Consider the following 21,607-nt stretch of genomic DNA (forward strand, 5'->3'; position numbering starts at 1 on the left):
GCCGGGCTCAGCCCCAGGACCACTCGAGCTTGGGGCAGGCGTCCATGACCATCGGGACGCCGGCCTGGGCGACGCGCTCGTAGGCGGCGGTGTCGGTGACGCCGAGCTGGAACCAGATCCCGCGGGCGCCGATCGCCACCGCCTCGTCGGCGAACCGACCGGCTGCTTCGGAGCGGCGGAAGACGTCGACGACGTCGACCTCGAAGGGGATGTCGGCCAGCGTGGCGTAGCCCTGCTCGCCGAGCACGGTCTCCGCCCGCGGGTGGACCGGGACGATGCGCTTGCCGCGCTGCTGCAGGAAGCTGGCGATGCCGTACGCCGTACGGCTCGGGTTGTCGGCCAGGCCCACGACGGCCCACGTCCGGCAGTCCTCGAGCATGAAGCGCATGGCCTCCGGGTCGAGCCACGGAGGTCGGGTTTCCGAGATCATGACGCCGAACCTAACCCGTGGACCACGACCGGCGCGGGTGTTACCGGCGAGTACGATCGTCCTCATGACCGACGAGTACCCCCTCTACGCCTTGTCCGAGGAGCACCGCGCCATCCGTGAGGCGGTGCGCGACGTGTGCGACGCGAAGGTCGCGCCGTACGCCGCCGCGGTGGACGAGGAGGCGCGCTACCCGCAGGAGGCGTCCGATGCCCTGCAGGCCTCGGACTTCCACGCCCCGCACGTGCCGGAGGAGTACGGCGGCGCCGGTGCCGACGCGCTCGCGACCTGCATCGTGATCGAGGAGGTGGCGCGCGCGTGCGTGTCGTCCTCGCTCATCCCCGCGGTCAACAAGCTGGGCTCGCTGCCGGTGCAGATCGCCGGGTCCGAGGAGCTCAAGAAGCACTACCTGACCAAGCTCGCCGCAGGCGAGGGCGGCTTCTCCTACTGCCTGTCCGAGCCCGACGCCGGCTCCGACGCGGTGGCGATGAAGACCACCGCGAAGCGCGACGGCGACGGCTGGGTGCTCAACGGGGTCAAGCGCTGGATCACCAACGCGGGCGTCTCGGAGTTCTACACCGTCATGGCGGTCACCGATCCCGAGAAGCGCAGCCGCGGCATCTCCGCCTTCGTGGTGGAGAAGGGCGACGAGGGCGTCTCATTCGGCGCCCCGGAGAAGAAGCTCGGCATCAAGGGCTCGCCGACGCGCGAGGTCTACTTCGACAACGTCCACATCCCCGGCGACCGCATGATCGGCGCCGAGGGCACCGGCTTCGAGACCGCGATGAAGACTCTCGACCACACCCGCGTGACGATCGCCGCGCAGGCGGTCGGTGTCGCGCAGGGAGCGCTCGACTACGCCCTCGGCTACGCCCAGGAGCGCACGCAGTTCGGCAAGCAGATCGCCGACTTCCAGGGCCTGCAGTTCCTGCTGGCCGACATGGGCATGAAGGTCGAGGCCGCGCGCCAGATGACGTACGCCGCTGCCGGTCGCTCCGAGCGCGGCGACAAGGACCTCACGTTCTTCGGCGCCGCCGCGAAGTGCTTCGCCTCGGACGTCGCGATGCAGGTGACCACCGACGCCGTCCAGGTGCTCGGCGGCTACGGCTACACGCGCGACTACCCGGTCGAGCGGATGCTGCGCGACGCCAAGATCACCCAGATCTACGAGGGCACCAACCAGGTGCAGCGGATCGTGATGGCGCGCCAGCTGCTGGGCGGCATCCAGTCCCAGCTCTGAGGCCGGGGCCTGGGCGGCGCGGTGCGCGCGCTGCACAATGGCGCGGTGAGTGACGTGACCGGTGCCGACGACGGGACGCCCGTCGTACGTCTGAGGCGGGTCGAGGACGAGGACGTCGAGGTCTTCTTCGAGCACCAGGCGGATCCGCTGGCGGTCGAGATGGCGGCGTTTCCCGCCCGCGACCGGGACCAGGTCGAGGCGCACTGGGCGAGGCTCCGCGCCGACGGCTCCCTGGTGACGCGCACGATCGTCGCCGACGGCCAGGTCGCGGGCAACATCGGTTGCTGGCCCGACGGCGGCCAGTACTTCCTCGGCTACTGGATCGGGCGCGACTGGTGGGGCCGCGGCGTCGCCTCCCAGGCGCTCAGCCGGCTGCTCGACGAGGTGCCGGTCCGACCGCTGCACGCCCACGTCGCCGCCCACAACGTCGGCTCGATCCGCGTCCTGGAGAAGTGCGGCTTCCGGCGCGACCGCGAGCAGGAGGCGTTGGCACCTGCGTCCGACGACGGCGTCGAGGAGCTCGCGTTCGTGCTCGAGGCCGCGGTCGTCACTGAGCCCGGGTCGGGCCGACCGGCACGTCCGGAGGATCCGCCAGGCTGACCCGATCATCGTCGTGCCCCTCCATGGAGGGTGTCCCTGCGCAGGTGGAGGGCGCGGTCAGCTCCGCCCGGCAGCGCCCTCCTCGACGGTCATGCGTCGTACGTGAGGACCGTCGAACTCGTAGACGTGTGTCACGTCGGAGCGGGCCAGGACGGTCCCTCCGAGGTCGCGCACGACGATGCGCACCCGTGCCTCCACGGTGCCGTCGGCGCGTTCGTCGATGGCACCCACGACCGTGGTCGGACGGATCTCCCGCCACTGTCGCCTCCAGTAGTCCGCCACCTGGTCACGCCCGAGCAACCGGCCGCCCTCCCAGCCGTTGGGCCAGTCGACGTCGGGGGCCATCGTGGCGAGCACGGCGTCGAGGTCGCGCTCGTTGAAGGACTGGTACAGGGCTCGCACGCCGTCCGCACGCGCAGAGCTCACGTATCAGCCGCCCGCTTTGAGAGCAGCGGCGATGAGGGCGTTGTCGTCGCCGCTGTGGTCGAAGATCGAGTCCCCACGGATCGACGTCACGGTGTCCTCGACACGAATCGCCTCGGGCAGGCGGCGGAAGGCCTCGGGAGCAGCCTCAGTGACAGTGCTCCGGTCCACGGGCTTCGACATGGTTCGAGTGTGGCCCGGGTTCGTGGGGTCCGCAAGGGCCTGGCTGGCGGTCACGGACCTGTGCCTCGCTATTGGCGTAGGCGCGATCCGCGCGGTGTGCGGCTGATGCTGACCCGGTGCCCCGCCCGGCGTTCGAGGCGGTAGTCGGGGTGGTGGGCCATCGTGTGGTGCCGGGCGCAGATCAGGGCCCCGTTGTCGAGCGAGGTCTCCCCGTCCGCGCTCCAGGGGACCAGGTGGTGGGCGTCGCACCAGGACGTCGGGCGGGTGCAACCCTCGGCGGCGCAACGGAAGCTCTGGCGGACCGCCATCGCGAGGCGTTGCGGCCTGCTGTGCAGACGACGCCGGCGGCCGACGTCCAGGACCTCCGACGGTCCCCCGAGCACGGCGGGGATGACCCCGGCCGCACAGGCCATGCGGCGCGCCTCTCCGGGCGAGACCTCGGCGCCGGTGTCCATGGTCGCCGTCGCGAGCCCGCCGAGCAGCGTCTCGACGGTCATGGTGACGACTACCTGGGCGCTCATCCCGCCGCTGGTCGGGAGACGGTCGGGGTCGAGGGTCTCGAGAAGGCGGCAGAACGCCTCGCCGAGCACCTCGGGCACCGGGCGGGGTGGCAGCGGCGGCACGTCGCACCCGGACTCGAGGCCGGCGCCCGACGGCGTCGGTGCTGTCGGTGCTGTCGGTGCTGTCCGGCTGATGGCGTCCGGCAGCTGAGGGCTGGCGATGGCCTCGATGACCTTGCGCAGCATCTGCCCGTGGCGGGTCGGCACCTTGGCGAAGAGGTGCGTGGTGCCGTGGCGGTCGTCCCACAGCGAGAGCATCGTCGAGCGCGCGGCGCCGTCCTCCTCGGCCTGCAGGCGCCGGGCCTCTGCCTCCTCCGCGCCGTCCGGGTCGATCACGGCCAGCAGGCGTCGACCCAGTCGTCGCAGCTGGCCGGCGTCGAGGCGCAACGCCTCGTCGAGCATCGTCTTCTCCGCCAGCAGCCTCTGGTCGGACGTGACCCAGCCCGGCAGCCGGTCCAGCGCCCACACGACGACCTCTGCCTGGGCGGTGTCGATGTCGCCGGCCAGCAGGGCCGAGCCCGTCGCCGTGCACGTGCCGGTCACGGCCGCCGACAAACGGACCTCGCGGCGAGCGGCGCCGGGATCGGTCAGGCCGGCGTGGGCCAGCCACGCGGCGGTGTCGACCGTCGTGGGGCCGTCGACCTCGGCGCTGACGCTGCGGGCGTCGGCGTGGGCGAGCACGGCCAGCTCGAGACCCTGCAGCCGCGCGACGACCTCGCGCAGCTCGAGCACGGTCTCGGCCGCCTCCCGCGCGGAGAGGCACCCCACGGCGACGTTCTCCACCCCACCCGCGGTTGCGTCGTCGAGAGCGGCTAGCAGACGACCGGAGAAGCGGTGCATCCGCTGCGAGCGGCTGCCCACCGGGCTGCGTCCGCGCTGCCGCGAACCAGCTGTCGTGACACCGGGCACCGACACACCGGCGCCGTCGCCGGTCGGCTGCTGGTCCGCGGTGGGTGGCTCCATGACGTCACTTTTCCAGGGCCCACCGACAGGATCGGCCCGCAGGAGCCGCTTTCCCGAACCGATCCGGTCGGAGTTCTCGACGGCCTCGAGACCCACCCACGACGGACGACGGCTCGGCCTCCACGACGGGGGTTCGGGCCCGTCCGACCACGGCCCGGCGTTACGCTGCCCGCTTCCGGGACAGCAGCAAGGGGGACGGTCGTGCGCTTCAACCCACCGCCGAACTGGCCGCCACCGCCCCCCGGGTGGCAGCCGCCGGCGGGATGGAACCCCGACCCGGAGTGGGGCCCGGCTCCGCCCGGCTGGCAGCTCTGGGTCGAGGACCGTCCAGCGCCGCGACCGGACGGCGCCGCGCCGTACGCCCTGCCCCCGACGACCGGCAACGGCACCGCGATGGTCGCCGTGGCGGCCGGGACGTGCGGGATGGCGGGCTTCGTCCCGCCGCTGTACGCCGCCCGCCGGCGACCGCACGACCGCCCGTTCCGCCGCCGGATGTACCGCATCGCCGCAGTCCTGCTCTCGCTCAGCGGGACAGTGTGGATCCTGGCCTTCTTCGGCGACAAGGACGGCGAGGGCGTCCTGACCGGGACGATCGGAGACGTCGCCTCGGCCACGTTCCTGCTCAACGTCATCGCCTCGGTGACCGTCGCGATCATGGTGCGCAACACCCAGCCCGACCAGCCCCTGGTGGCCGTCGAGGAGGGGCTGGCCCGCCGCCGGCTGCGTCAGCAGTACCGCGAGATCGCGACGAGCGATCCCGGCCTGGCCCGGACCATGCTGCTCGGCCGCCCGGACCTCCCGCGCAACGTCGACGACGGCGGGCTGCTCGACCTGAACGCGATGCCCGGCGACCAGCTGGGGCGCTTCGCGGGCCTCTCGCGCGCCGAGACCGATCGCGTCCTCGACGCCCGCGCGAGGCTGGGCCGCTTCTCCAGTCTCGACGAGCTCGCCGTGTACGCCGACCTCTCGCCGGCCACCGTCGACGCCCTGCGCGACCAGGCGATCTTCGTCTGAGAGCCGAGTCCTGTCAGTCGCTAGGCGTGAAGTAGCCGCGCATGTACTCGCGCAGGTGCTCATCGACGACGTACAGGTAGGTGCCACGAATCCCGCGGGTGAGCAACACCGAGTAGATGTTCGCGACGTATTCGAGCAGGTCGTCGTCTGAGAGTCGTTGTCCCGGGTTGTTCTGCTTGCCCTTCTTGTCGAAGTAGTGATTCCGATCAAAGCGCAGGGAATTCGTGACGGGGTCGAGCCTGAGGTCCCGCCCGATGATGACGCCGGCGTAGTTGAGGTCGTAACCCTGGATGGTGTGGATCGATCCCACCTCGTCCACGCTGCGCGGTGAATCGACCCAGTCGACAATCGTGGTGTTCCAGCGGAGCTGGATATCTCCGAATGCGATGTCAACCCTGGTGCGATCACGCTTGCTCTTCCACTCCCACGCATAACCGGCGAGTACCCGTGCGAGTCCGTGCTCACGGTTCCTCGCCTTCACGGCCACCAGCATCTGCTCGACGTCGTCGTAGAACCGCACGTCGTACTGACCAAAGTCGAGAGTCGTGGCCGGCGGAGCGTCGCTCAGCACACTTCGTACGTAGCTGACGTAGTCACCACCCGCGCTCACTCTCATCTGCGACCGCAACCGGTGAAGCCGACCTGTGGTTCGAGCCGCGTCCAGTTCGGCAGTCAACGAAGCGACGCTCAGGTCACCGGGCTTCACACGCTGTCTGACGTCTACGAGGAGAAGCTGGTGATGACTCATCTGCTTGATCCAGTCCAGCTGCGTGTGCGCGGGGGAGTCCTGCCCGAAGATCTTGACGTTGATGTCGACGAAGTCCCGGTTGCGCACAGCAGACGTCTGGTTCGACCGTTGCCCCAACCGGTGCGCTTCGTCAACGATGAGCAAATCCCAGGGCTCATCGCTCTGCCCGACGTCGAAGGGTGACAGGACCATGTCTCGGTCGAGCCCGGGGGTGTTCCGGAAGACCGCTCGGATCGATGAACGCAAGGACTGCTGAGGTACGACGAGCCCGATCCGCAGCCCAGCCAAGCGGGAAGCGTTCTCCAGGGTGAAGAGGCCTTCGAGGAGGCTCTCGCTCTCCAGAGGGCGCCCGTCCCAAGCGCCGATGTCGCGCAGCATCTTCATGAGGAACACGGCGACGACGGTCTTGCCCGTCCCAGGGTCGCCCTCGACGACGCTGGTTCCCCCTGAGCTGCCAGTCAGATCGGCAAGCAGGCTTTGAACGATGGAGGCGACGGCCTCGGACTGCTCCGCAGTGAGGCTCTTGAACGGCGAGAGCTTGAAGAGGTCGGAATTCTGGATCTGCTCGATGGACGTCGCGAAGAGACCTTCGTCGCGGAGGAGGTCGAATATCTCGCGGAAGGACTGGCGGTAGTCCTCGCGGCGGTAGTAGTTGGAGTTGGCCACCCCGACGTTCGCGTTGAGAACCTCCAACTGGCCCTCGCCAGCGAAGAGCCGGATCAGGAAAGCCTCCAGGTCCAGGCACGCTGATTTGTTGAACGATTGGTCGATGATGACTCGAGCGTGATCGAGGTGGGTCTTCGTCCCGGCATCCAGGTGTTGGCGGAGACGTCCTGCTGCGGCAAGGGTCTCGCCGACGTAGACCTGCTGCTTGTCGTTCAAGGTGTAGACGACCGGCCAGTCCCGATGCCGGCGTCCGCGCGCGGCCCAGGAGCTCACGTGGTGACGGTCAAACGGTAGGTGCTCAATCCGAACGTTGGTCATACCTCTCGCTGTTCCCCCGTGATACCTCAATCGGGTACTTGAGCCTGGTCTCCTCGAGCTTGGCCAGCACAACGGCGCTCGGGTCTACCTTCAGTGTGTCGGCCAGCAGAAGGCAGTACGTCAGGACGTCTGCCAGCTCGCCCTCGACCTTGCCCTGGTCTGCGTGGTCCGACCACTGAAAGCACTCGAGCAACTCGCCGGCCTCGATAGCGATTGAGCGCGCCAAGCTTGCAGGCGAATGGAACTGGCCCCAGTCCCGCTCCGCCATGAAGTCGCGGACAGCCGTTATCGCAGATTCATCGAACACAGACTCAGCGTACGGCGGCAGCAACCGCATCTCGCAGCGACGTACGCCACCGGTGGCCCGCCGCCCCGCGCGTAGCTCGGACGCGGTGCCCACCCACGCGCGGGCTACCGTCGAGAGCGGCAGCGCATCACTCGGGACCGCTGCCGACGCGAGCGCGTTCGGTCGCGCGGATGAGTGGTGATCGTCGTGGAGCGGCACGAGGTCCTGGTCGTGGGAGCCGGCAACGCCGGAGTCTCCCTGGCGGCGAAGCTGCTGAAGGACGGAGCGCGTGACGTCGCGGTCGTCGACCGACGGCAGGTGCACCGCTACCGCCCGCTGCTGAACTACGTCGGCTCCGGCGAGGCGACCACGGCCGACCTCGAGCGCGCCCAGCACGAGGTGCTCCCGTCCGCCGCCACCTGGGTCCGCGACGATGTCGCCTCGGTCGACCCGGGGGCGCGGACGGTCACGCTCGGCGGCGGCCGCACCCTCGGCTACGGCACCCTCGTGCTCGCCACCGGTCTCCCCGAGGACTGGGACGCCGTGCCCGGCCTCCGGGCGGCGTACGACGCGGGGTGGGCGGGGTCGACCTTCGTCGACACCAGTGCGGTCCGGGTGTGGCCGGCGCTGCGGGACCTCGCACGCGGCACGGTCGTCTTCACGATCCCGCCGGAGCCCGCCCCGTGCGGCGCGACCGCGCTCAAGCCGCTCCTCATGGCCTGCGAGCACTGGCAGCGCGCCGGCGTGCTGGCCAACCTCGACGTCCGACTCGTCACGCCCTTCGACTCGGTGCTCGACGTCCCGCAGGCGGACGAGAGGCTCGAGCCGATCCTGGCGTCGTACGGCGTGCAGGTGCACCACGCGAGCCGGGTGGCGACCGTCGACGCCGCGAACCGGTCCCTGACCCTGTCCACGCCGGACGGCGAGGAGACCCTCGACGACGTCGCCTTCGCCCACGTCGTGCCGCCGTACCGTGCCCCGCGCTGGGTCGAGGACGCCGGTCTGGGGACCGGCCCCGCCGGACTGGTCGACGTCGACCCCGAGACGCTGCGCCACCACCGGCACCCCGATGTGTGGGCCCTCGGAGACGTCGCGAACCACGGCACCCGGTCGTCCGGGGGAGCGCTCCGCGACCAGGTGAAGGTGCTGGCGCACAACCTCGCCGCGGTGCACAACGCCGGAGGCCCCGCCGCGGACGCCGAGCTGCACCGCTACGACGGCTACACCGTCATGCCGATCACGACCAGCCGGCAGCGGCTCCTGCTCGTCGAGGTCGACCGCGAGGGCCGCAGCTCGCCGTCGGCGCCCTTCGTCGACCTGACCAGGCCGCGACGCTCGACCTGGCTCTTCGACCGCTACGGGCTGCTGCAGGTCTACTACCGCCGCATCCTGCGTGGCAGGGTCTGACCCATGAGCATCGAGACGCAGGTCGAGGACCTGCTCGCGCAGCTGACGCCGGAGGAGAAGGCCGGGCAGCTGACGCAGTACTTCTACTTCAAGCTCCCCGCGAGCGCCCCGCCGCCGCAGCAGGGCTTCGACGCCGACGAGCAGCCCCGCATGGTCGAGTCCCGGCTCGCGGACGGCGCCGTCGGGTCGTTCCTCTTCGTGACCGACCCGGCCGAGATCAACCGGCTGCAGCGGCTCACCGTCGAGGGCAACCGCCTCGGCATCCCGGCGCTCGTCGGCTTCGACGTCATCCACGGCCTGCGCACGATCCTGCCGGTCCCGATCGCCATGGCGGCCTCCTGGGACCCGGCCACGGTCGAGGCCGGTCAGACGGTCGCCGCGCGCGAGGCTCGTGCGGTCGGCATCCACTGGACCTTCGCGCCCATGGTCGACGTCGCGCGCGACCCGCGGTGGGGGCGCATCATCGAGGGCGCTGGCGAGGACCCCTACCTCGGCGCCGCGATGGCGGTTGCGCAGGTGCGCGGCTTCCAGGGCGAGACGCTGGGCGCCCCCGAGCACGTCATCGCCGGGCCCAAGCACTTCGCCGGGTACGGCGCCGCCCTCGGCGGCCGTGACTACGACGAGGTCGACCTGTCCGACCACGCGCTGTGGAACGTCTACCTCCCGCCCTTCGCCGCGGCGGTCGCCGCCGGGGCCGGCAACGTGATGACGGCCTACATGGACCTCAACGGCATCCCGGCCAGCGGCAACCGGTGGCTGTTCACCGAGGTGCTGCGCGACACCTGGGGCTTCGACGGTTTCGTGGTCAGCGACGCCAACGCCGTACGCAGCCTGCTGACGCACGGCTTCGCCGCCGACCTGACCGACGCCGGCGCCCGCGGCCTGAACGCCGGCGTCGACCTCGAGATGGCGATCGACGACCCGGCCTTCGCCCACCTGCCCGAGGCGCTCGCCGCCGGCGCGGTCGACGAGGCCACGCTCGACGCGGCCGTCCGCCGCCTCCTCACCGCCAAGCTCACCCTCGGCCTGCTCGACGACCCGTACGTCGACGAGGACCGGGCCCGCGAGGTGCTCGCCGACCCGGCTCACCGCGAGGTCGCCCGGGTCGCGGCCGAGCGGTCCGCGGTGCTGCTGCGCAACGAGGGCGGGCTGCTGCCGCTCGACGCGGACGCGCTGACCTCGGTCGCCGTCATCGGGCCGCTGGCCGACTCTCCCCGCGACACCCTCGGCCCCTGGGTGTTCGACTTCGACCTCGACGAGACCGTCACCGTGCTCGACGGCCTGCGCACCCGCCTGGGCGACGGCGTCCGCGTCGAGCACGCCGGCGGCGTCCCGGTGGTGCAGCGCGAGTTCGGCTCCATCTTCGACATGTTCGGCGGCAACACCCCGAGCGACCCCGACGGCTTCGACCCCGACGCCGAGCTGACCCGCGCCGTCGACCTGGCCCGCGCCAGCGACGTCGCGGTCGTCGTCGTGGGGGAGTGGCAGAACATGATCGGCGAGCAGGCCTCCCGCTCGTCGCTGGAGCTGCCCGGGCGCCAGCTCGAGCTGCTGCAGGCGGTCGTCGCCACCGGCACCCCGGTCGTCGCGGTGGTCATGAACGGTCGCCCGCTCGACCTGCGCTGGGCCGACGAGCACGTGCCGGCGATCCTCGACGTCTGGTACCCCGGCACCCAGGGCGGCACCGCCGTCGCGAACCTGCTCCTCGGCGACGTCAGCCCCGCCGGGAAGCTGCCCTTCACCTGGCCGCGCACCGTCGGGCAGGTGCCGATGATCCTCGGCCACACGATCAGCCACGAGCCGGAGAACCAGGACAAGCGCTACTGGGACGAGCACAGCACGCCGCTCTACCCCTTCGGGCACGGCCTGTCCTACTCCTCCTTCACGTACGCCGACCCCGTGGCGGACCCCGCCACGACGACCTCCGACGGCACCACCGCGATTTCTGTCACCGTGACGAATACCGGCGACCGCGAGGCCGACGAGGTGGTGCAGCTGTACCTCCACCAGCGCCACGGCACCGCGTCGCGACCCGTCCGCGAGCTCAAGGGCTTCGAGCGCGTCACGCTGGCAGCGGGGGAGTCACGCGACGTCTCGTTCGTGGTCGGCCCTGCCGAGCGCCGCTACTGGAACGCCGCGGTCCGCGACTGGGTCCTGGACGACTCGACCTTCGACGTGTTCGTCGGCGGCTCGTCGGCCGCGACCGGCACGACGTCCTTCGAGGTCACGGCTCGCTGAGCGGTCGCACGCTCCGGTGATCGAGGCCGGGCAGGGGTGCGTGCCCGCGTGACTCGAGGTGGAGCTGCTCCATCTGCTGGTCGAGGCGGTCGGTGGCCTCGGCGATCGCGACCAGGTCGTCGCGCAGCCGTTGAGGCACGTCGGTGCGGTACTTGTAGTAGATCTTGTGCTCCAGGCTGGCCCAGAAGTCCATGGCCACGGTGCGGATCTGCACCTCGACCCGCACCATCTCGGTGCGCTCGGACAGGAACACCGGCAGCTCGACGATCAGGTGCAGGCTCTTGTAGCCGCTGGACTTCGGCTCGGCGATGTAGTCCTTGACCGTGACGACGGTCAGGTCCGGCTGACGCTGGAGCATGCCGAGCACGTGGTAGGCGTCGGTGACGAAGCTGCACACGATCCGGATGCCGGCGATGTCCCACACCTTGCTGCGCACGTCGGCGAAGCTCGGCAGGCAGCCCAGCCGCTCGGCCTTCTCCGCCACGCTCTTCGGGTGCTTGAGCCGGTGGCTGACGTGCTCGATCGGGCAGCCGGAGGGGTCGGCGTGCGAGAGCTCGTCCCGCAGGATGTTGACCTTCGTCAGCATCTCCTCAAGGCCGAAGCGGTACATCAGCAGGAAGCCGTTGAGCTCGTCGCTGAGCTCGAAGAAGTCCGCCATCGTCAACGAGGGCGCCTCGGGCGACAGGTCCGTCATCACCCGAGGCTAGCCCGAGCCATGAGCCCGACCATGAGAGAGCCCTCACCTGCGGCTCACGGCCACCTCACGTCGACGCGACACGCTCGGGTCATCGCCGGGCAGGAGGTCCGGCCACGACCACGGAGGACACCCCCATGAACGCCCTGCGCCGCACCACCGCCGCCACCGGAGCCGTCGCGCTCCTCGCCGTGCCCGCCACGATGCTCATCACCGCCCCAGCCCAGGCCGTGGACCGCAGCGAGCGCTGCGACGGCGCCCGCATCGAGCTGAGCGTGGAGAAGGACGACGGCCGCTTCGAGGTCGAGGCCGACGTCGACAACGCCCTCCGTGGCAGCCAGTGGCGCGTCACCCTGCTCCAGGACGGCAACCGCTACTTCACCGACGTCCGCACCGCCGACAACGAGGGCGACGTGTCGGTCGACCGCAACCGCCCGAACACCGCCGGCAAGGACGTCTTCACGTTCCGCGCCAACAAGGTCGGCACCGGCGGCTCCTGCGTCATCACGATCACCCGCCGCTGACCCGGACCCGACGAGCCGCCGCCCCGTCCGCCCCCGGCGGGGTCGGCGGCTCGTCGCCGGGGTGACGGCGGACACGCAGACAGCCGCGGCCGCCACGTGCTAGCGTCACTTAGGTAAGCCTTACCTACACCTACTGCTGACCAGCGCCCGGGAGGTCCCGTGATCGTCTGCCACTGCAACGTGGTCAACGACCGGGCCGTCACCGACGCCATCGACGCCGGTGCCCGCACCCTGGCCGGGGTGTGCGCCGCCACCGGCGCCGGCCGCGACTGCGGCTCGTGCGTCTTCTCGGTGAAGCGGCTGCTGTGCGACCATGAGCCCTCGGTCGCCGCCCGCGCGATCGCGTCGTACGAGGCCCTGGAGGTCGAGGTTGCAGCCAGTTAGCCCCCGCGTCGTGGAGCTGTTCAACGACGCGCTCACGTTCGAGCTCACGGTCACCAACACCTACTTCCTGCACGCGCGCATGCTCGACAACTGGGGGTTCGGCAAGCTCGGCAAGGTCTTCTACGACCTCTCCATCGACGAGATGAAGGACGCCGACGAGATCATCAACCGGATCCTCTTCTTCGACGGCCACCCCAACCTGCAGCGTCTCGGCGCCATCACGGTGGGGGAGAGCCCGCAGGAGATGCTCCGGCTCGCCTTCGAGAGCGAGAAGGCCGCCGTGGCGCAGTTCAACGCCTCCGCCCGGGAGTGCCGTGAGCTCGGCGACCACGGCAGCGCCGCGATGTTCGACGAGATGGTGCGCGACGAGGAGCGTCACGCCGACTGGTTCGAGGGCCAGCTCGACGCCATCGCCCACGTCGGTGTCCCGCAGTACCTCTCCCAGCAGATCGACAGCTCCGCGTCCTGACGACCCCTAGGGTCGAGCCATGCGCGAGGACATCACCTTTCCGTCGTACGGCGTCACCTGCCGCGGCTGGTTCTACCCGGCCGAGGGCACCGCACCCGACACCGGACCGGACACGCCCGGGCCGTGCGTGGTCATGGCCCACGGCCTGGCCGCGGTCAAGGAGATGCGCCTCGACGCGTACGCCGAGCGCTTCGCCGCGGCCGGCCTGAACGTCCTGGTCTTCGACTACCGGCACTTCGGCGACAGCGACGGCGAGCCGCGTCAGCTGCTCGACATCAAGAAGCAGCACCAGGACTGGGTCAACGCCGTCTCCTACGCCCGCTCGCGCCCCGAGGTGGACGCCTCCCGGGTGGCGCTCTGGGGCTCCTCGCTGTCCGGCGGTCACGTCATGACGGTCGCGCGCACGGTCGAGCCGGCCTGCGTGGTGGCGCAGGTGCCGCACGTGAGCGGGCCGATGTCGACCAAGGAGCTGGGGGCGCGCGGCGTGGCCCGCCTGGTGCCCCACGGCCTGCGCGACGTCGCGCGCTCGGTGCGTGGCAAGGAGCCGCACTACATCCCCGCGGCCGGACGGCCCGGTGAGCTCGCGGTCATGACCGCCCCGGAGGCGATGGAGTACCTCGACCTCGCCCCCGACGGCTTCGACGACCGGGTCGCGGCCCGGTTCGCCCTCGCCATCGGGCTCTACTCACCCGGACGGGCGCTGCGCCACCTGACGGTGCCCGTGCTGGTCCAGGTCGGGCTGCGCGACCGGACCACGCCGCCGCACCCGGCGGTCAGGGCGGCCGAGCGGGCCCCGACGGCCCGGGTCAGCAGCTACGACGTCGGCCACTTCACGCCGTACACCGGCGAGATGTTCGAGGCCTTCGTCGCCGAGCAGACCGCGTTCCTGCGCGAGCACCTCACGCCCGGACGCAGCACCTGACGGGCGCCGCTCACTCCTGCCAGGGGTAGAACGGCGGCATGTCGGTGGTGCTGCTCGTGTACGACGGGTCGCGCTTCTCGCGGAAGGACGCCACGCCCTCCTTGCCGTCGGCGACCGAGGTGTAGAACATCGCGAGCGAGTCGACGCGGTGGGCCTCGATCGGGTGGGGCTGGGCGGAGTTGCGGTACATCATCTGCCGCGCCAGCGCCGTGGCGACGGGGGAGCGGTTCGCGGTGAACTTCCGCGCCAGCTCGTACGCCGCCGGCAGCAGGTCGTCGGGCTCGTGGACCGAGCGGACCAGGCCCATCCCGAGGGCGGCCTCGCCGTCCAGGATGTCCGCGGAGTAGACGAGCTCCAGCGCCCGGCTGATGCCGACGATGCGCGGCAGGAACCACGTGGAGCAGGCCTCCGGGACGATCCCGATCTTGGCGAAGACGAAGCCGATGCGGGCCTTCGTCGACGCCAGCCGGACGTCCATCGCCAGCGTCATCGTGGCGCCGATGCCGACCGCGGCTCCGTTGATCGCCCCGATGACCGGCTTGGTGCAGGCGTAGATCGCCAGCGTCACGCGCCCGCCGGTGTCGCGCACCCCGTCGAGGATCTCGGGGTCGTCGAGTCGCTCGTGGAGGTCGTCCAGGGTGGGCCGCTGGGTCTCGTCGAGCCCGAAGACGTTGCCGTCCGCGGTGAGGTCCATGCCGGCGCAGAACGCGCGGCCCCGGCCGGTGACCACCACGGCCGTCACGGCGTCGTCGCTGCTGGCGCGCTCGAAGGCCGCCACCAGGTCCTCGGCCATCTGCACCGTGAACGAGTTGAGCGCGTCGGGCCGGTCCAGCGTCAGCGTGAGGATGCCGTCGTCGTCCACGGCGTAGTCGAGGGTCGCGTAGGTCATGGGTGCCTTCGGTCGGTGGTGGGGAGGGTGACGCGGGCGGGCGCGGGGCGCGCCGGAGCGGTTACTGCGGCAGGCCGGTGGGGGAGCAGAGGTCCTTGCCGATGTCCTCGGTGCGGTCCTCGCGGATGGCGGCGAACATGCGCGGCGCCCGCTCGGCGTCCCAGTTGACGGCCAGGTCGGAGATCGGCACGCCGCAGGTCAGGCCGTCGGCGCCGTTGACGCGGGTCATCGCGTAGGCGAAGCGGCCGGCGTCGAAGGGGCCGGTGCCCTCGCTGACCTTCACCGCCCCGGCGCCGCCGAACATCACGCGCCAGTAGCGGACCGGGTTGACCACGGTCTTCCAGGACACGACCTCGCTGCCGATGGCGCCGACGACCTCGCGCTGGTTCTTGGCGCGGTCGATGTCGCCGTTGGTCTGCGTCTTCCGGGTCCGGGCGTAGCCGAGGGCGGTCTCGCCGTTGGCCTCCTGGCAGCCCTTCTCGACCTTCAGCTCCGCCTGGGGGTCGTCGAGCGCCTTGGTCGGGCAGATCTCGATGCCGCCGACGGCATCGACGAGGTCGACGAAACCGGTGAAGCCGATCTCGACGTAGTGGTCGATGCGGATGTCGGTCTCGGACTCGATGGTGCGGGTGAGCAGCTTCGGTCCGCCGAGGGCGAAGGCGGCGTTGATCTTGTTGGTGCCCTGGTCGGGGATGTCGACGATGGAGTCGCGCGGCAGCGACATCAGCAGGTCGGGGCCGCTGCCGGTGTGCAGCAGCAGGATGGTGTCGGTGCGCTGGCCGGAGAGGCCTTCGCGGGCGTCCGAGCCCACCACGAGGTATGTCGTCCCGGGCTGGTCGTCGGGCCGCGCCCCCGCCGGCTCGGCGTCGACCTCGTCGACCGACATCCAGGCGAACACCGGCACCGCGACGAGGAAGACCAGCCAGGCGGCGAGGGCGAGCGCGATCCAGCGACCGGGCCGCCTGCGTCGGGTGCGGGTCCGCTTCGGGCGCGTCTGCTTGTCCGGGCGTCGGGCGCTCGGGGGCGGCGAGCCGGGGGTGGGCGCGATCCTCGACGGCGGGGCGTCGTCGCGGGCACCGGACCGCGGACGTGACGCGGCGGCGGTCGGGACGACCTGGGTCCGCTCGTCGTCGGCGCCGGGGCGGCCCGCACCGCTCGCACCGCTCGCAGAGCCGCGCGCGGCTCCGCGGGTGTCGATCACCTGGGTGGCGTCGGGGTCCGGTGCCGGTCCGGACCCGCCCGACCCGCCGGAGCCACCCGAGCCGCCGGAGTACAGCCAGTCGTAGGAGCTGCCCTGGTCGCCGTCACCGTTGTCGCCGCGCCGGTCGTCGCGCCCATCCGCCATGGCGGTGACGCTACCGTGCCTGCATGCCGCAGGAGACGACATCGGACGGGACACCGGAGGGGGGCCTGTCGCCGCGTCACGCGCGCACCGGGCTGTCGGTCCTCATGGACCAGAGCCACGTGAACCTGCTGGGCAACGTGCACGGCGGGGTGATCATGCGCCTGGTCGACAGCACGGCCGGGGCCATCGCCCAGCGCCACACCGGGGGACCGGCGGTGACCGCGGCGATGGACGAGATGGCCTTCCTGCGGCCGGTCCACGTGGGCGACATCGTCCGCACCTTCGGGCAGGTCAACTGGGCGGGGCGGACCTCGCTGGAGATCGGGGTGCGGGTGGAGGCGGAGCCGTGGAACGAGGCCGGTCGCGAGCCGGTCCACGTCGCCTCGGCGTACCTGGTCTTCGTTGCGATCGACGCGGACGGCGCGCCCCGGGAGATCCCGGGGCTGCTGCCGGAGTCGCCCGACGAGCTGCGGCGCGCCCGCGAGGCGGAGATCCGACGGGCGCACCGGCTGGCGCGCAAGCAGGCGATCCAGGAGGGCCGAGCCGGGGTGCCCGGCGCGCCGTGACGGCTGCGGCCGGTGGGACTGGTGATACTTCACGGTACGCCGACTCCCACCCGCTTCCCCTGTGGAAAGGCCCGCTGCATGGCCCCCGTCACCTCCGGGTCGACCCGCACCCGCTCCACCGCCAGCCACCCCGGCCACCCCGACCTCGCCGCCTACCGGGCGCGTGAGCTCGGTCGGGTCCGCTTCCGTCGGGCCCTCACGCTGCTGGTGATGACCCTGCTGATGCCGGGCTCGGCGCAGCTGGTGATGGGACGCAAGCAGGTCGGTCGGCTCGCGGTGCGGGTGTGGCTGGCATGCGTGGGCAGCGCCCTGCTGCTCGCGGCCGTCGGCTGGCTGTGGCCCGAGGTGCTCTTCCGCCTCGCCGCGGACACGACCGTGCTGGCGGTGCTCCGCACGGGGCTCACCGTGCTGGCGATCGGCTGGACCCTGCTGCTCATCGACGCCTGGCGCCTGGGCGACCCGCTGCGGCTCCGGCAGAAGCAGCGGCTCGCGATGGTGGGTCTCAACGGCACCGTGGTCTTCGCGGTGGCGGGCTCCCTGCTCTTCGCCTCGCACCTGGTGGCGGTGCAGCGTGACTTCATCACCACGATGTTCGGCGACGGCGTCGCCAGCGCCGCCGAGCACGGCCGCTACAACGTGCTGCTGATCGGCGGCGACGCCGGCGACGGCCGCTGGGGCCTGCGCACCGACAGCATGACGGTGGCCAGCATCGACGAGGAGACCGGCCGGACCATCCTCTTCGGCCTGCCGCGCAACATGACGAACTTCCCCTTCCCCGAGGGCAGCGAGCTGGCGGCGGAGTTCCCCGACGGCTACGACTGCGAGACCTGCACCCTCAACAGCCTCGCGACCTGGGCCGCGGACCACCGTGACCTGTTCAAGGGCTCCGAGACCCCGGGCATCGACGCCACCATCGAGGGCATCGAGGGCATCACCGGCCTCAAGATCAACTACTACACGCTGGTCAACATGGAGGGCTTCAAGAGCCTGGTCACCGCGATGGGCGGCCTCACCCTCAACGTCCGCGACCGCATCCCGATCGGCGTGCCCGTCGTCGACTACATCGAGCCCGGCGTCCGCCGCCTCAACGGCTTCCAGACCCTGTGGTTCGCCCGCTCGCGGGAGTCGGCCGACGACTACTCGCGCATGGCGCGGCAGAAGTGCGTCATGAGCGCGATGCTGCAGCAGCTCAGCCCCCAGACGGTGCTGACGAAGTTCGAGGCGCTCGCCGACGCCAGCACGCACCTCATCGAGACCGACCTCCCGGCCTCCGAGGTCGGCGAGTTCACCCAGCTGGCGCTGCGGGCCAAGTCGCAGAAGGTCGGCACGGTCTCCTTCGTGCCCCCGGCGATCAACACCTCGGACCCCGACATCGACAAGATCCGCACGATGATCGACGACGCGATCACGAAGTCCGAGCAGCCGAGCGGCTCCGGCAGGAAGAAGGGCCCCGGCTTCAGCAAGTCGTCGTCCGGTGCCAGCACCGGCGGCTCCATCGGCAGCCTGTCGTCGGGGTACGCCGCCAACCAGTCGGCCGACCTGTCGAAGGTCTGCTGAGCCGTTCGTGCCGGGTGCCGTCTAGGGTCGCTGCGTGCCTCCCCGTGTCGTCGCCGTCGTCGTGACCTGGAACCGGTCCGCCCTGCTCGAGCGGATCGTGCGCGCGGTCGACGCCCAGACCCGGGTCCCGGACCTGCTCGTGGTCGTCGACAACGCCTCGACCGACGACACCCCTCAGGTCTGCGCCCGGCTCGTCGACGACCTCGCGGTGCCGATCGAGGTGCTGCGGCTGCCCTCCAACACCGGGGGAGCGGGTGGCTTCCACGCCGGGATGGCGCGAGCCGTGGAGCGCGACGCGGAGCTGCTCTGGCTGATGGACGACGACGGCACCCCGCCGCCGGACTGCCTGGCCGACCTGCTGCCCCACGTGGACCGCTACGACCTCCTCGGCCCGGCCGTGGTCGCCGAGGACGCCCCGGACCGGCTCTGCTTCCCGATCCGCGTGCCCGGCACGACCCGCGTCGTCCACGACCTCGCGGACGTGACCCGCGCCGCCCGCGACGGCCTGCTCGAGGACGTGGTCATCCCCTTCAACGGGGTGCTCGTGACCCGCGACCTCGTCGAGGAGATCGGCCTGCCGCGCGAGGAGTTCTTCATCTGGGGCGACGACGTGGAGTACCTCTGGCGCGCCCGTGCGGCCGGCGCCCGCGTCGCGACGGTCGTGGACAGCCGCTTCGCCCACCCGGCGACCGACGACCTCGGGACCCCCATGGCGTTCGGGCGCACGACGTACAACCACTCGCCCTCGGACCTCAAGCACTACTGCATGGTGCGCAACAACGTCACCAACCTGCGCACCTACGTCAACCTGCTCGGCGTGCTCGCCTTCCTGCTGAAGACGCTGTGGTTCTACCTGTTCACCCGCCCGGACACCGCCCGGCTCCGGCTCAGCGCACAGGCGCTCGGCGCCGCCGTACGCCGCGACTTCACCGGCCACGAGAGGTTCCTGCGATGAGCGGCACCGAGCCGACGGAGTCCGTGGCAGTCGTCGTCGTGACCTACAACCGGGCCGACCTGCTGCGCGGCCTGCTGGCCGGGCTGGCCGCCCAGGACCGGGCCCCGGACGCGGTCTACGTCGTGGACAACGCCAGCAGCGACCACACCGCCGCGGTGCTCGCGTCGGCGCGTGACGAGCACCCCGGACTTCCGCTGGAGGTGATCCGCAGCGAGGAGAACCTCGGCGGTGCCGGCGGCTTCCACCTCGGGGTGCGCACGGCGTACGACGCCGGCCACGACCGGATCTGGCTGATGGACGACGACGTGGTGCCGGCCCCGGGGTGCCTGCGGGTGATGGCGGCGCACCCCGGCCCGGCGCTGATGGCGGTCCGTGAGGACCGGTCCGGGCGGATCTGCGAGAAGGCCGCCACCCGCTTCGACCTCGTCCACCCGTGGGCCGTGCGGCCCAAGCGGGAGATGGTGGAGGACCGCTACCCGGAGCGCCGGCTGATGCCGGAGACGGTGCCGCTGGAGAACGTCGCCTTCGAGGGCTTCATGGTGCACCGTCAGGTGATCGACGCGGTGGGACTGCCCGACCCGGGCTTCTTCATCTTCTACGACGACGTGGACTACGCCGTCCGGGTGCGGCGCGCCGGCTTCGAGATCCTCGCGCTGCGCGACGCGGTGCTCGTGCGCCAGCTCGACTTCGACCAGCAGCACGACATGAAGTCCTGGAAGGGCTTCTACATGTACCGCAACCTCTTCGTCGTCCACCTGCGCTACGGCCGGAACCCCCTGGTCCGGCTCAAGCCGTGGCTCATCACGCTCGTCGTGCTCCTGCTGGCGCCGGTGCGCGGCGGTCGGGCCGAGGCGCGCAACGTGGTGAAGGCGCTGCGCGACGCGCCGCGCCTGGCCCGGACCAGCCCGCCCCGCGGATAGACTCCCGGACGGCTCCCGGCGCACGCGCGGGCGCCGTACCCCTCTGATGTCCACCTGCTGGGAGCTCGTCGTGAACTATGACCTCGTCGTCGTCGGATCCGGATTCTTCGGGCTCACCGTCGCCGAACGCTGTGCCAACGAGCTCGGGCTGAAGGTGCTGATCCTCGAGCGTCGCCACCACATCGGGGGCAACGCCTACAGCGAGATCGACGAGGAGACAGGCATCGAGGTGCACAAGTACGGCACGCACCTCTTCCACACCTCCAACAAGCGGGTCTGGGAGTACGTCAACCGGTTCACCGACTTCACGAACTACCAGCACCGCGTGTTCGCGAAGTACCAGGGGCAGGTCTACTCCTTCCCGATGAACCTCGGGCTCATCAACCAGTTCTTCGGCACGAGCCACTCGCCCGACGAGGCGCGCGCGCTCATCGCCGAGCAGGCCTCGGAGATCGAGACCTCGGAGGCCAAGAACCTCGAGGAGAAGGCGATCAGCCTCATCGGGCGCCCGCTCTACGAGGCGTTCGTCAAGGGCTACACCGCGAAGCAGTGGCAGACTGACCCCAAGGAGCTGAGCGCGGACATCATCACGCGCCTCCCGGTCCGCTACACCTTCGACAACCGCTACTTCAACGACGACTTCGAGGGCCTGCCCGTCGACGGCTACACCGCGTGGCTGGAGCGGATGGCCGACCACCCGAACATCGAGGTCCGGCTGAACACCGACTTCTTCGACGTCGCCGACGAGTTCAAGGGCCAGGTGCCGATCGTCTACACCGGCCCCGTCGACGAGTACTTCGGCAACTCCGAGGGCCGGCTGTCGTGGCGCACCATCGACCTGGAGGCCGAGACCGTCGACGTCGACGACTACCAGGGCACCGGCGTGGTCAACGCCAACGACGAGGACGTCCCGTGGACGCGCGTGCTGGAGTTCAAGCACCTGCACCCCGAGCGCACCTACCTGCCGGGCAAGTCGATCGTGGTCCACGAGTACTCCCGCTTCGCCGAGGAGGGTGACGAGCCCTACTACCCGGTGAACACCGCCGCCGACCGCGAGAAGCTGCTCAAGTACCGCGAGCTGGCCAAGAAGGAGCCGATGGTGCTCTTCGGCGGCCGGCTCGGCACCTACAAGTACCTCGACATGCACATGGCGATCGGCGCCGGCCTGTCGATGTTCGACAACAAGCTGCGTCCGCACTTCGAGAGCGGCGAGGCGCTCACCAGCGGCGGCGTCGACGAGGGCTGAGCCCTCCCGGGCCCGGGTCGGGCCCTCCCACGCCGCTCCGAGCGTCCGCCGGGTCGCGGAGAT

Annotated in this window: 23 protein-coding genes; 14 read left to right on the forward strand and 9 right to left on the reverse strand. The window is 70.9% G+C overall.

Going from position 1 to position 21,607, the window contains the following annotated elements; all coding sequences use genetic code 11:
* Positions 1-7 precede the first annotated feature (7 nt).
* Positions 8-430, reverse strand: coding sequence for a CoA-binding protein (locus G7072_RS03590; RefSeq protein WP_206063265.1), 423 nt, complete (start codon positions 428-430; stop codon positions 8-10).
* A gap of 64 nt (positions 431-494) precedes the next feature.
* On the opposite strand from G7072_RS03590, the gene G7072_RS03595 reads away from it, so the two are divergent.
* Together G7072_RS03595 and G7072_RS03600 are read left to right on the forward strand one after the other, a co-directional pair.
* Positions 495-1,667 (forward strand): acyl-CoA dehydrogenase family protein, encoded by a 1,173-nt coding sequence (locus G7072_RS03595; protein WP_166084276.1) that lies wholly within the window; start codon positions 495-497, stop codon positions 1,665-1,667.
* A gap of 45 nt (positions 1,668-1,712) precedes the next feature.
* A complete protein-coding gene (locus G7072_RS03600; protein ID WP_206063266.1) occupies positions 1,713-2,267 on the forward strand; it encodes a GNAT family N-acetyltransferase in 555 nt (184 codons plus the stop codon).
* A gap of 57 nt (positions 2,268-2,324) precedes the next feature.
* Here the strand turns inward: G7072_RS03600 and G7072_RS03605 are convergent, their stop codons facing one another.
* From G7072_RS03605 to G7072_RS03615, 3 genes are all read right to left on the reverse strand, one after another.
* Complete coding sequence (locus G7072_RS03605) at positions 2,325-2,693, reverse strand: nuclear transport factor 2 family protein (protein ID WP_166084277.1); 369 nt, start codon at positions 2,691-2,693, stop codon at positions 2,325-2,327.
* A 3-nt stretch (positions 2,694-2,696) separates the two neighbouring features.
* Positions 2,697-2,873, reverse strand: a complete 177-nt coding sequence (locus G7072_RS03610; protein ID WP_166084278.1) for a hypothetical protein — start codon at positions 2,871-2,873, stop codon at positions 2,697-2,699.
* A 68-nt stretch (positions 2,874-2,941) separates the two neighbouring features.
* A complete protein-coding gene (locus G7072_RS03615; protein WP_166084279.1) occupies positions 2,942-4,396 on the reverse strand; it encodes an HNH endonuclease signature motif containing protein in 1,455 nt (484 codons plus the stop codon).
* A gap of 201 nt (positions 4,397-4,597) precedes the next feature.
* On the opposite strand from G7072_RS03615, the gene G7072_RS03620 reads away from it, so the two are divergent.
* Positions 4,598-5,410 (forward strand): hypothetical protein, encoded by an 813-nt coding sequence (locus G7072_RS03620; RefSeq protein ID WP_166083597.1) that lies wholly within the window; start codon positions 4,598-4,600, stop codon positions 5,408-5,410.
* A gap of 13 nt (positions 5,411-5,423) precedes the next feature.
* Here G7072_RS03620 and G7072_RS03625 read toward each other — a convergent pair whose 3' ends face one another.
* Positions 5,424-7,097, reverse strand: a complete 1,674-nt coding sequence (locus tag G7072_RS03625; protein WP_206063267.1) for a DNA/RNA helicase domain-containing protein — start codon at positions 7,095-7,097, stop codon at positions 5,424-5,426.
* A gap of 25 nt (positions 7,098-7,122) precedes the next feature.
* The gene (locus tag G7072_RS03630) at positions 7,123-7,647 is read right to left on the reverse strand and encodes a nucleotide pyrophosphohydrolase (protein WP_206063268.1); all 525 of its coding nucleotides are present in this window, start codon (positions 7,645-7,647) and stop codon (positions 7,123-7,125) included.
* Between G7072_RS03630 and G7072_RS03635 the strand changes: the two genes are divergently transcribed.
* Together G7072_RS03635 and G7072_RS03640 are read left to right on the forward strand one after the other, a co-directional pair.
* The gene (locus tag G7072_RS03635; RefSeq protein WP_206063269.1) at positions 7,627-8,835 is read left to right on the forward strand and encodes an FAD/NAD(P)-binding oxidoreductase; all 1,209 of its coding nucleotides are present in this window, start codon (positions 7,627-7,629) and stop codon (positions 8,833-8,835) included. The two genes, G7072_RS03630 and G7072_RS03635, sit on opposite strands and share 21 nt — an antisense overlap.
* A gap of 3 nt (positions 8,836-8,838) precedes the next feature.
* Positions 8,839-11,073: a glycoside hydrolase family 3 N-terminal domain-containing protein gene (locus G7072_RS03640; protein ID WP_166084281.1), complete on the forward strand. Its 2,235-nt coding sequence runs from the start codon at positions 8,839-8,841 to the stop codon at positions 11,071-11,073.
* On the opposite strand, the gene G7072_RS03645 is transcribed toward G7072_RS03640, so the two are convergent.
* A complete protein-coding gene (locus G7072_RS03645) occupies positions 11,060-11,767 on the reverse strand; it encodes a GTP pyrophosphokinase family protein (protein ID WP_166084282.1) in 708 nt (235 codons plus the stop codon). The two genes, G7072_RS03640 and G7072_RS03645, sit on opposite strands and share 14 nt — an antisense overlap.
* Positions 11,768-11,904: 137 nt before the next feature.
* Between G7072_RS03645 and G7072_RS03650 the strand changes: the two genes are divergently transcribed.
* The 4 genes from G7072_RS03650 (at position 11,905) to G7072_RS03665 (ending at position 14,066) form a co-directional block, all read left to right on the forward strand.
* Positions 11,905-12,291 carry a hypothetical protein gene (locus tag G7072_RS03650; RefSeq protein ID WP_166084283.1) on the forward strand — a complete coding sequence of 129 codons (387 nt, stop codon included), beginning with the start codon at positions 11,905-11,907 and terminating at the stop codon, positions 12,289-12,291.
* A 159-nt stretch (positions 12,292-12,450) separates the two neighbouring features.
* Positions 12,451-12,675, forward strand: a complete 225-nt coding sequence (locus tag G7072_RS03655; protein ID WP_166084284.1) for a (2Fe-2S)-binding protein — start codon at positions 12,451-12,453, stop codon at positions 12,673-12,675.
* A gap of 10 nt (positions 12,676-12,685) precedes the next feature.
* Positions 12,686-13,144 (forward strand): bacterioferritin, encoded by a 459-nt coding sequence (gene bfr / locus G7072_RS03660; RefSeq protein ID WP_240917135.1) that lies wholly within the window; start codon positions 12,686-12,688, stop codon positions 13,142-13,144.
* Between the two features lie 19 nt (positions 13,145-13,163).
* The gene (locus tag G7072_RS03665; protein ID WP_166084286.1) at positions 13,164-14,066 is read left to right on the forward strand and encodes an alpha/beta hydrolase; all 903 of its coding nucleotides are present in this window, start codon (positions 13,164-13,166) and stop codon (positions 14,064-14,066) included.
* 10 nt (positions 14,067-14,076) lie between these two features.
* Here the strand turns inward: G7072_RS03665 and G7072_RS03670 are convergent, their stop codons facing one another.
* Together G7072_RS03670 and G7072_RS03675 are read right to left on the reverse strand one after the other, a co-directional pair.
* Positions 14,077-14,955: a crotonase/enoyl-CoA hydratase family protein gene (locus G7072_RS03670; protein ID WP_166084287.1), complete on the reverse strand. Its 879-nt coding sequence runs from the start codon at positions 14,953-14,955 to the stop codon at positions 14,077-14,079.
* A 61-nt stretch (positions 14,956-15,016) separates the two neighbouring features.
* Positions 15,017-16,300 (reverse strand): LCP family protein, encoded by a 1,284-nt coding sequence (locus G7072_RS03675; RefSeq protein WP_166084288.1) that lies wholly within the window; start codon positions 16,298-16,300, stop codon positions 15,017-15,019.
* A gap of 23 nt (positions 16,301-16,323) precedes the next feature.
* Here G7072_RS03675 and G7072_RS03680 point away from each other — a divergent pair, with 23 nt between their 5' ends.
* From G7072_RS03680 to glf, 5 genes are all read left to right on the forward strand, one after another.
* Positions 16,324-16,866, forward strand: a complete 543-nt coding sequence (locus tag G7072_RS03680; protein ID WP_166084289.1) for an acyl-CoA thioesterase — start codon at positions 16,324-16,326, stop codon at positions 16,864-16,866.
* A gap of 78 nt (positions 16,867-16,944) precedes the next feature.
* Positions 16,945-18,423 carry an LCP family protein gene (locus G7072_RS03685; RefSeq protein WP_166084290.1) on the forward strand — a complete coding sequence of 493 codons (1,479 nt, stop codon included), beginning with the start codon at positions 16,945-16,947 and terminating at the stop codon, positions 18,421-18,423.
* A 34-nt stretch (positions 18,424-18,457) separates the two neighbouring features.
* Positions 18,458-19,378: a glycosyltransferase gene (locus G7072_RS03690; RefSeq protein WP_166084291.1), complete on the forward strand. Its 921-nt coding sequence runs from the start codon at positions 18,458-18,460 to the stop codon at positions 19,376-19,378.
* Positions 19,375-20,298, forward strand: a complete 924-nt coding sequence (locus G7072_RS03695; RefSeq protein WP_166084293.1) for a glycosyltransferase family 2 protein — start codon at positions 19,375-19,377, stop codon at positions 20,296-20,298. Before G7072_RS03690 ends, G7072_RS03695 begins: the two co-directional genes overlap by 4 nt.
* Positions 20,299-20,344: 46 nt before the next feature.
* Positions 20,345-21,544 (forward strand): UDP-galactopyranose mutase, encoded by a 1,200-nt coding sequence (gene glf, locus G7072_RS03700; protein ID WP_166084294.1) that lies wholly within the window; start codon positions 20,345-20,347, stop codon positions 21,542-21,544.
* Positions 21,545-21,607: the final 63 nt, after the last annotated feature.

The sequence above is a fragment of the Nocardioides sp. HDW12B genome, from assembly GCF_011299595.1.
In the GTDB taxonomy this organism is placed as follows: Bacteria; Actinomycetota; Actinomycetes; order Propionibacteriales; family Nocardioidaceae; genus Marmoricola_A.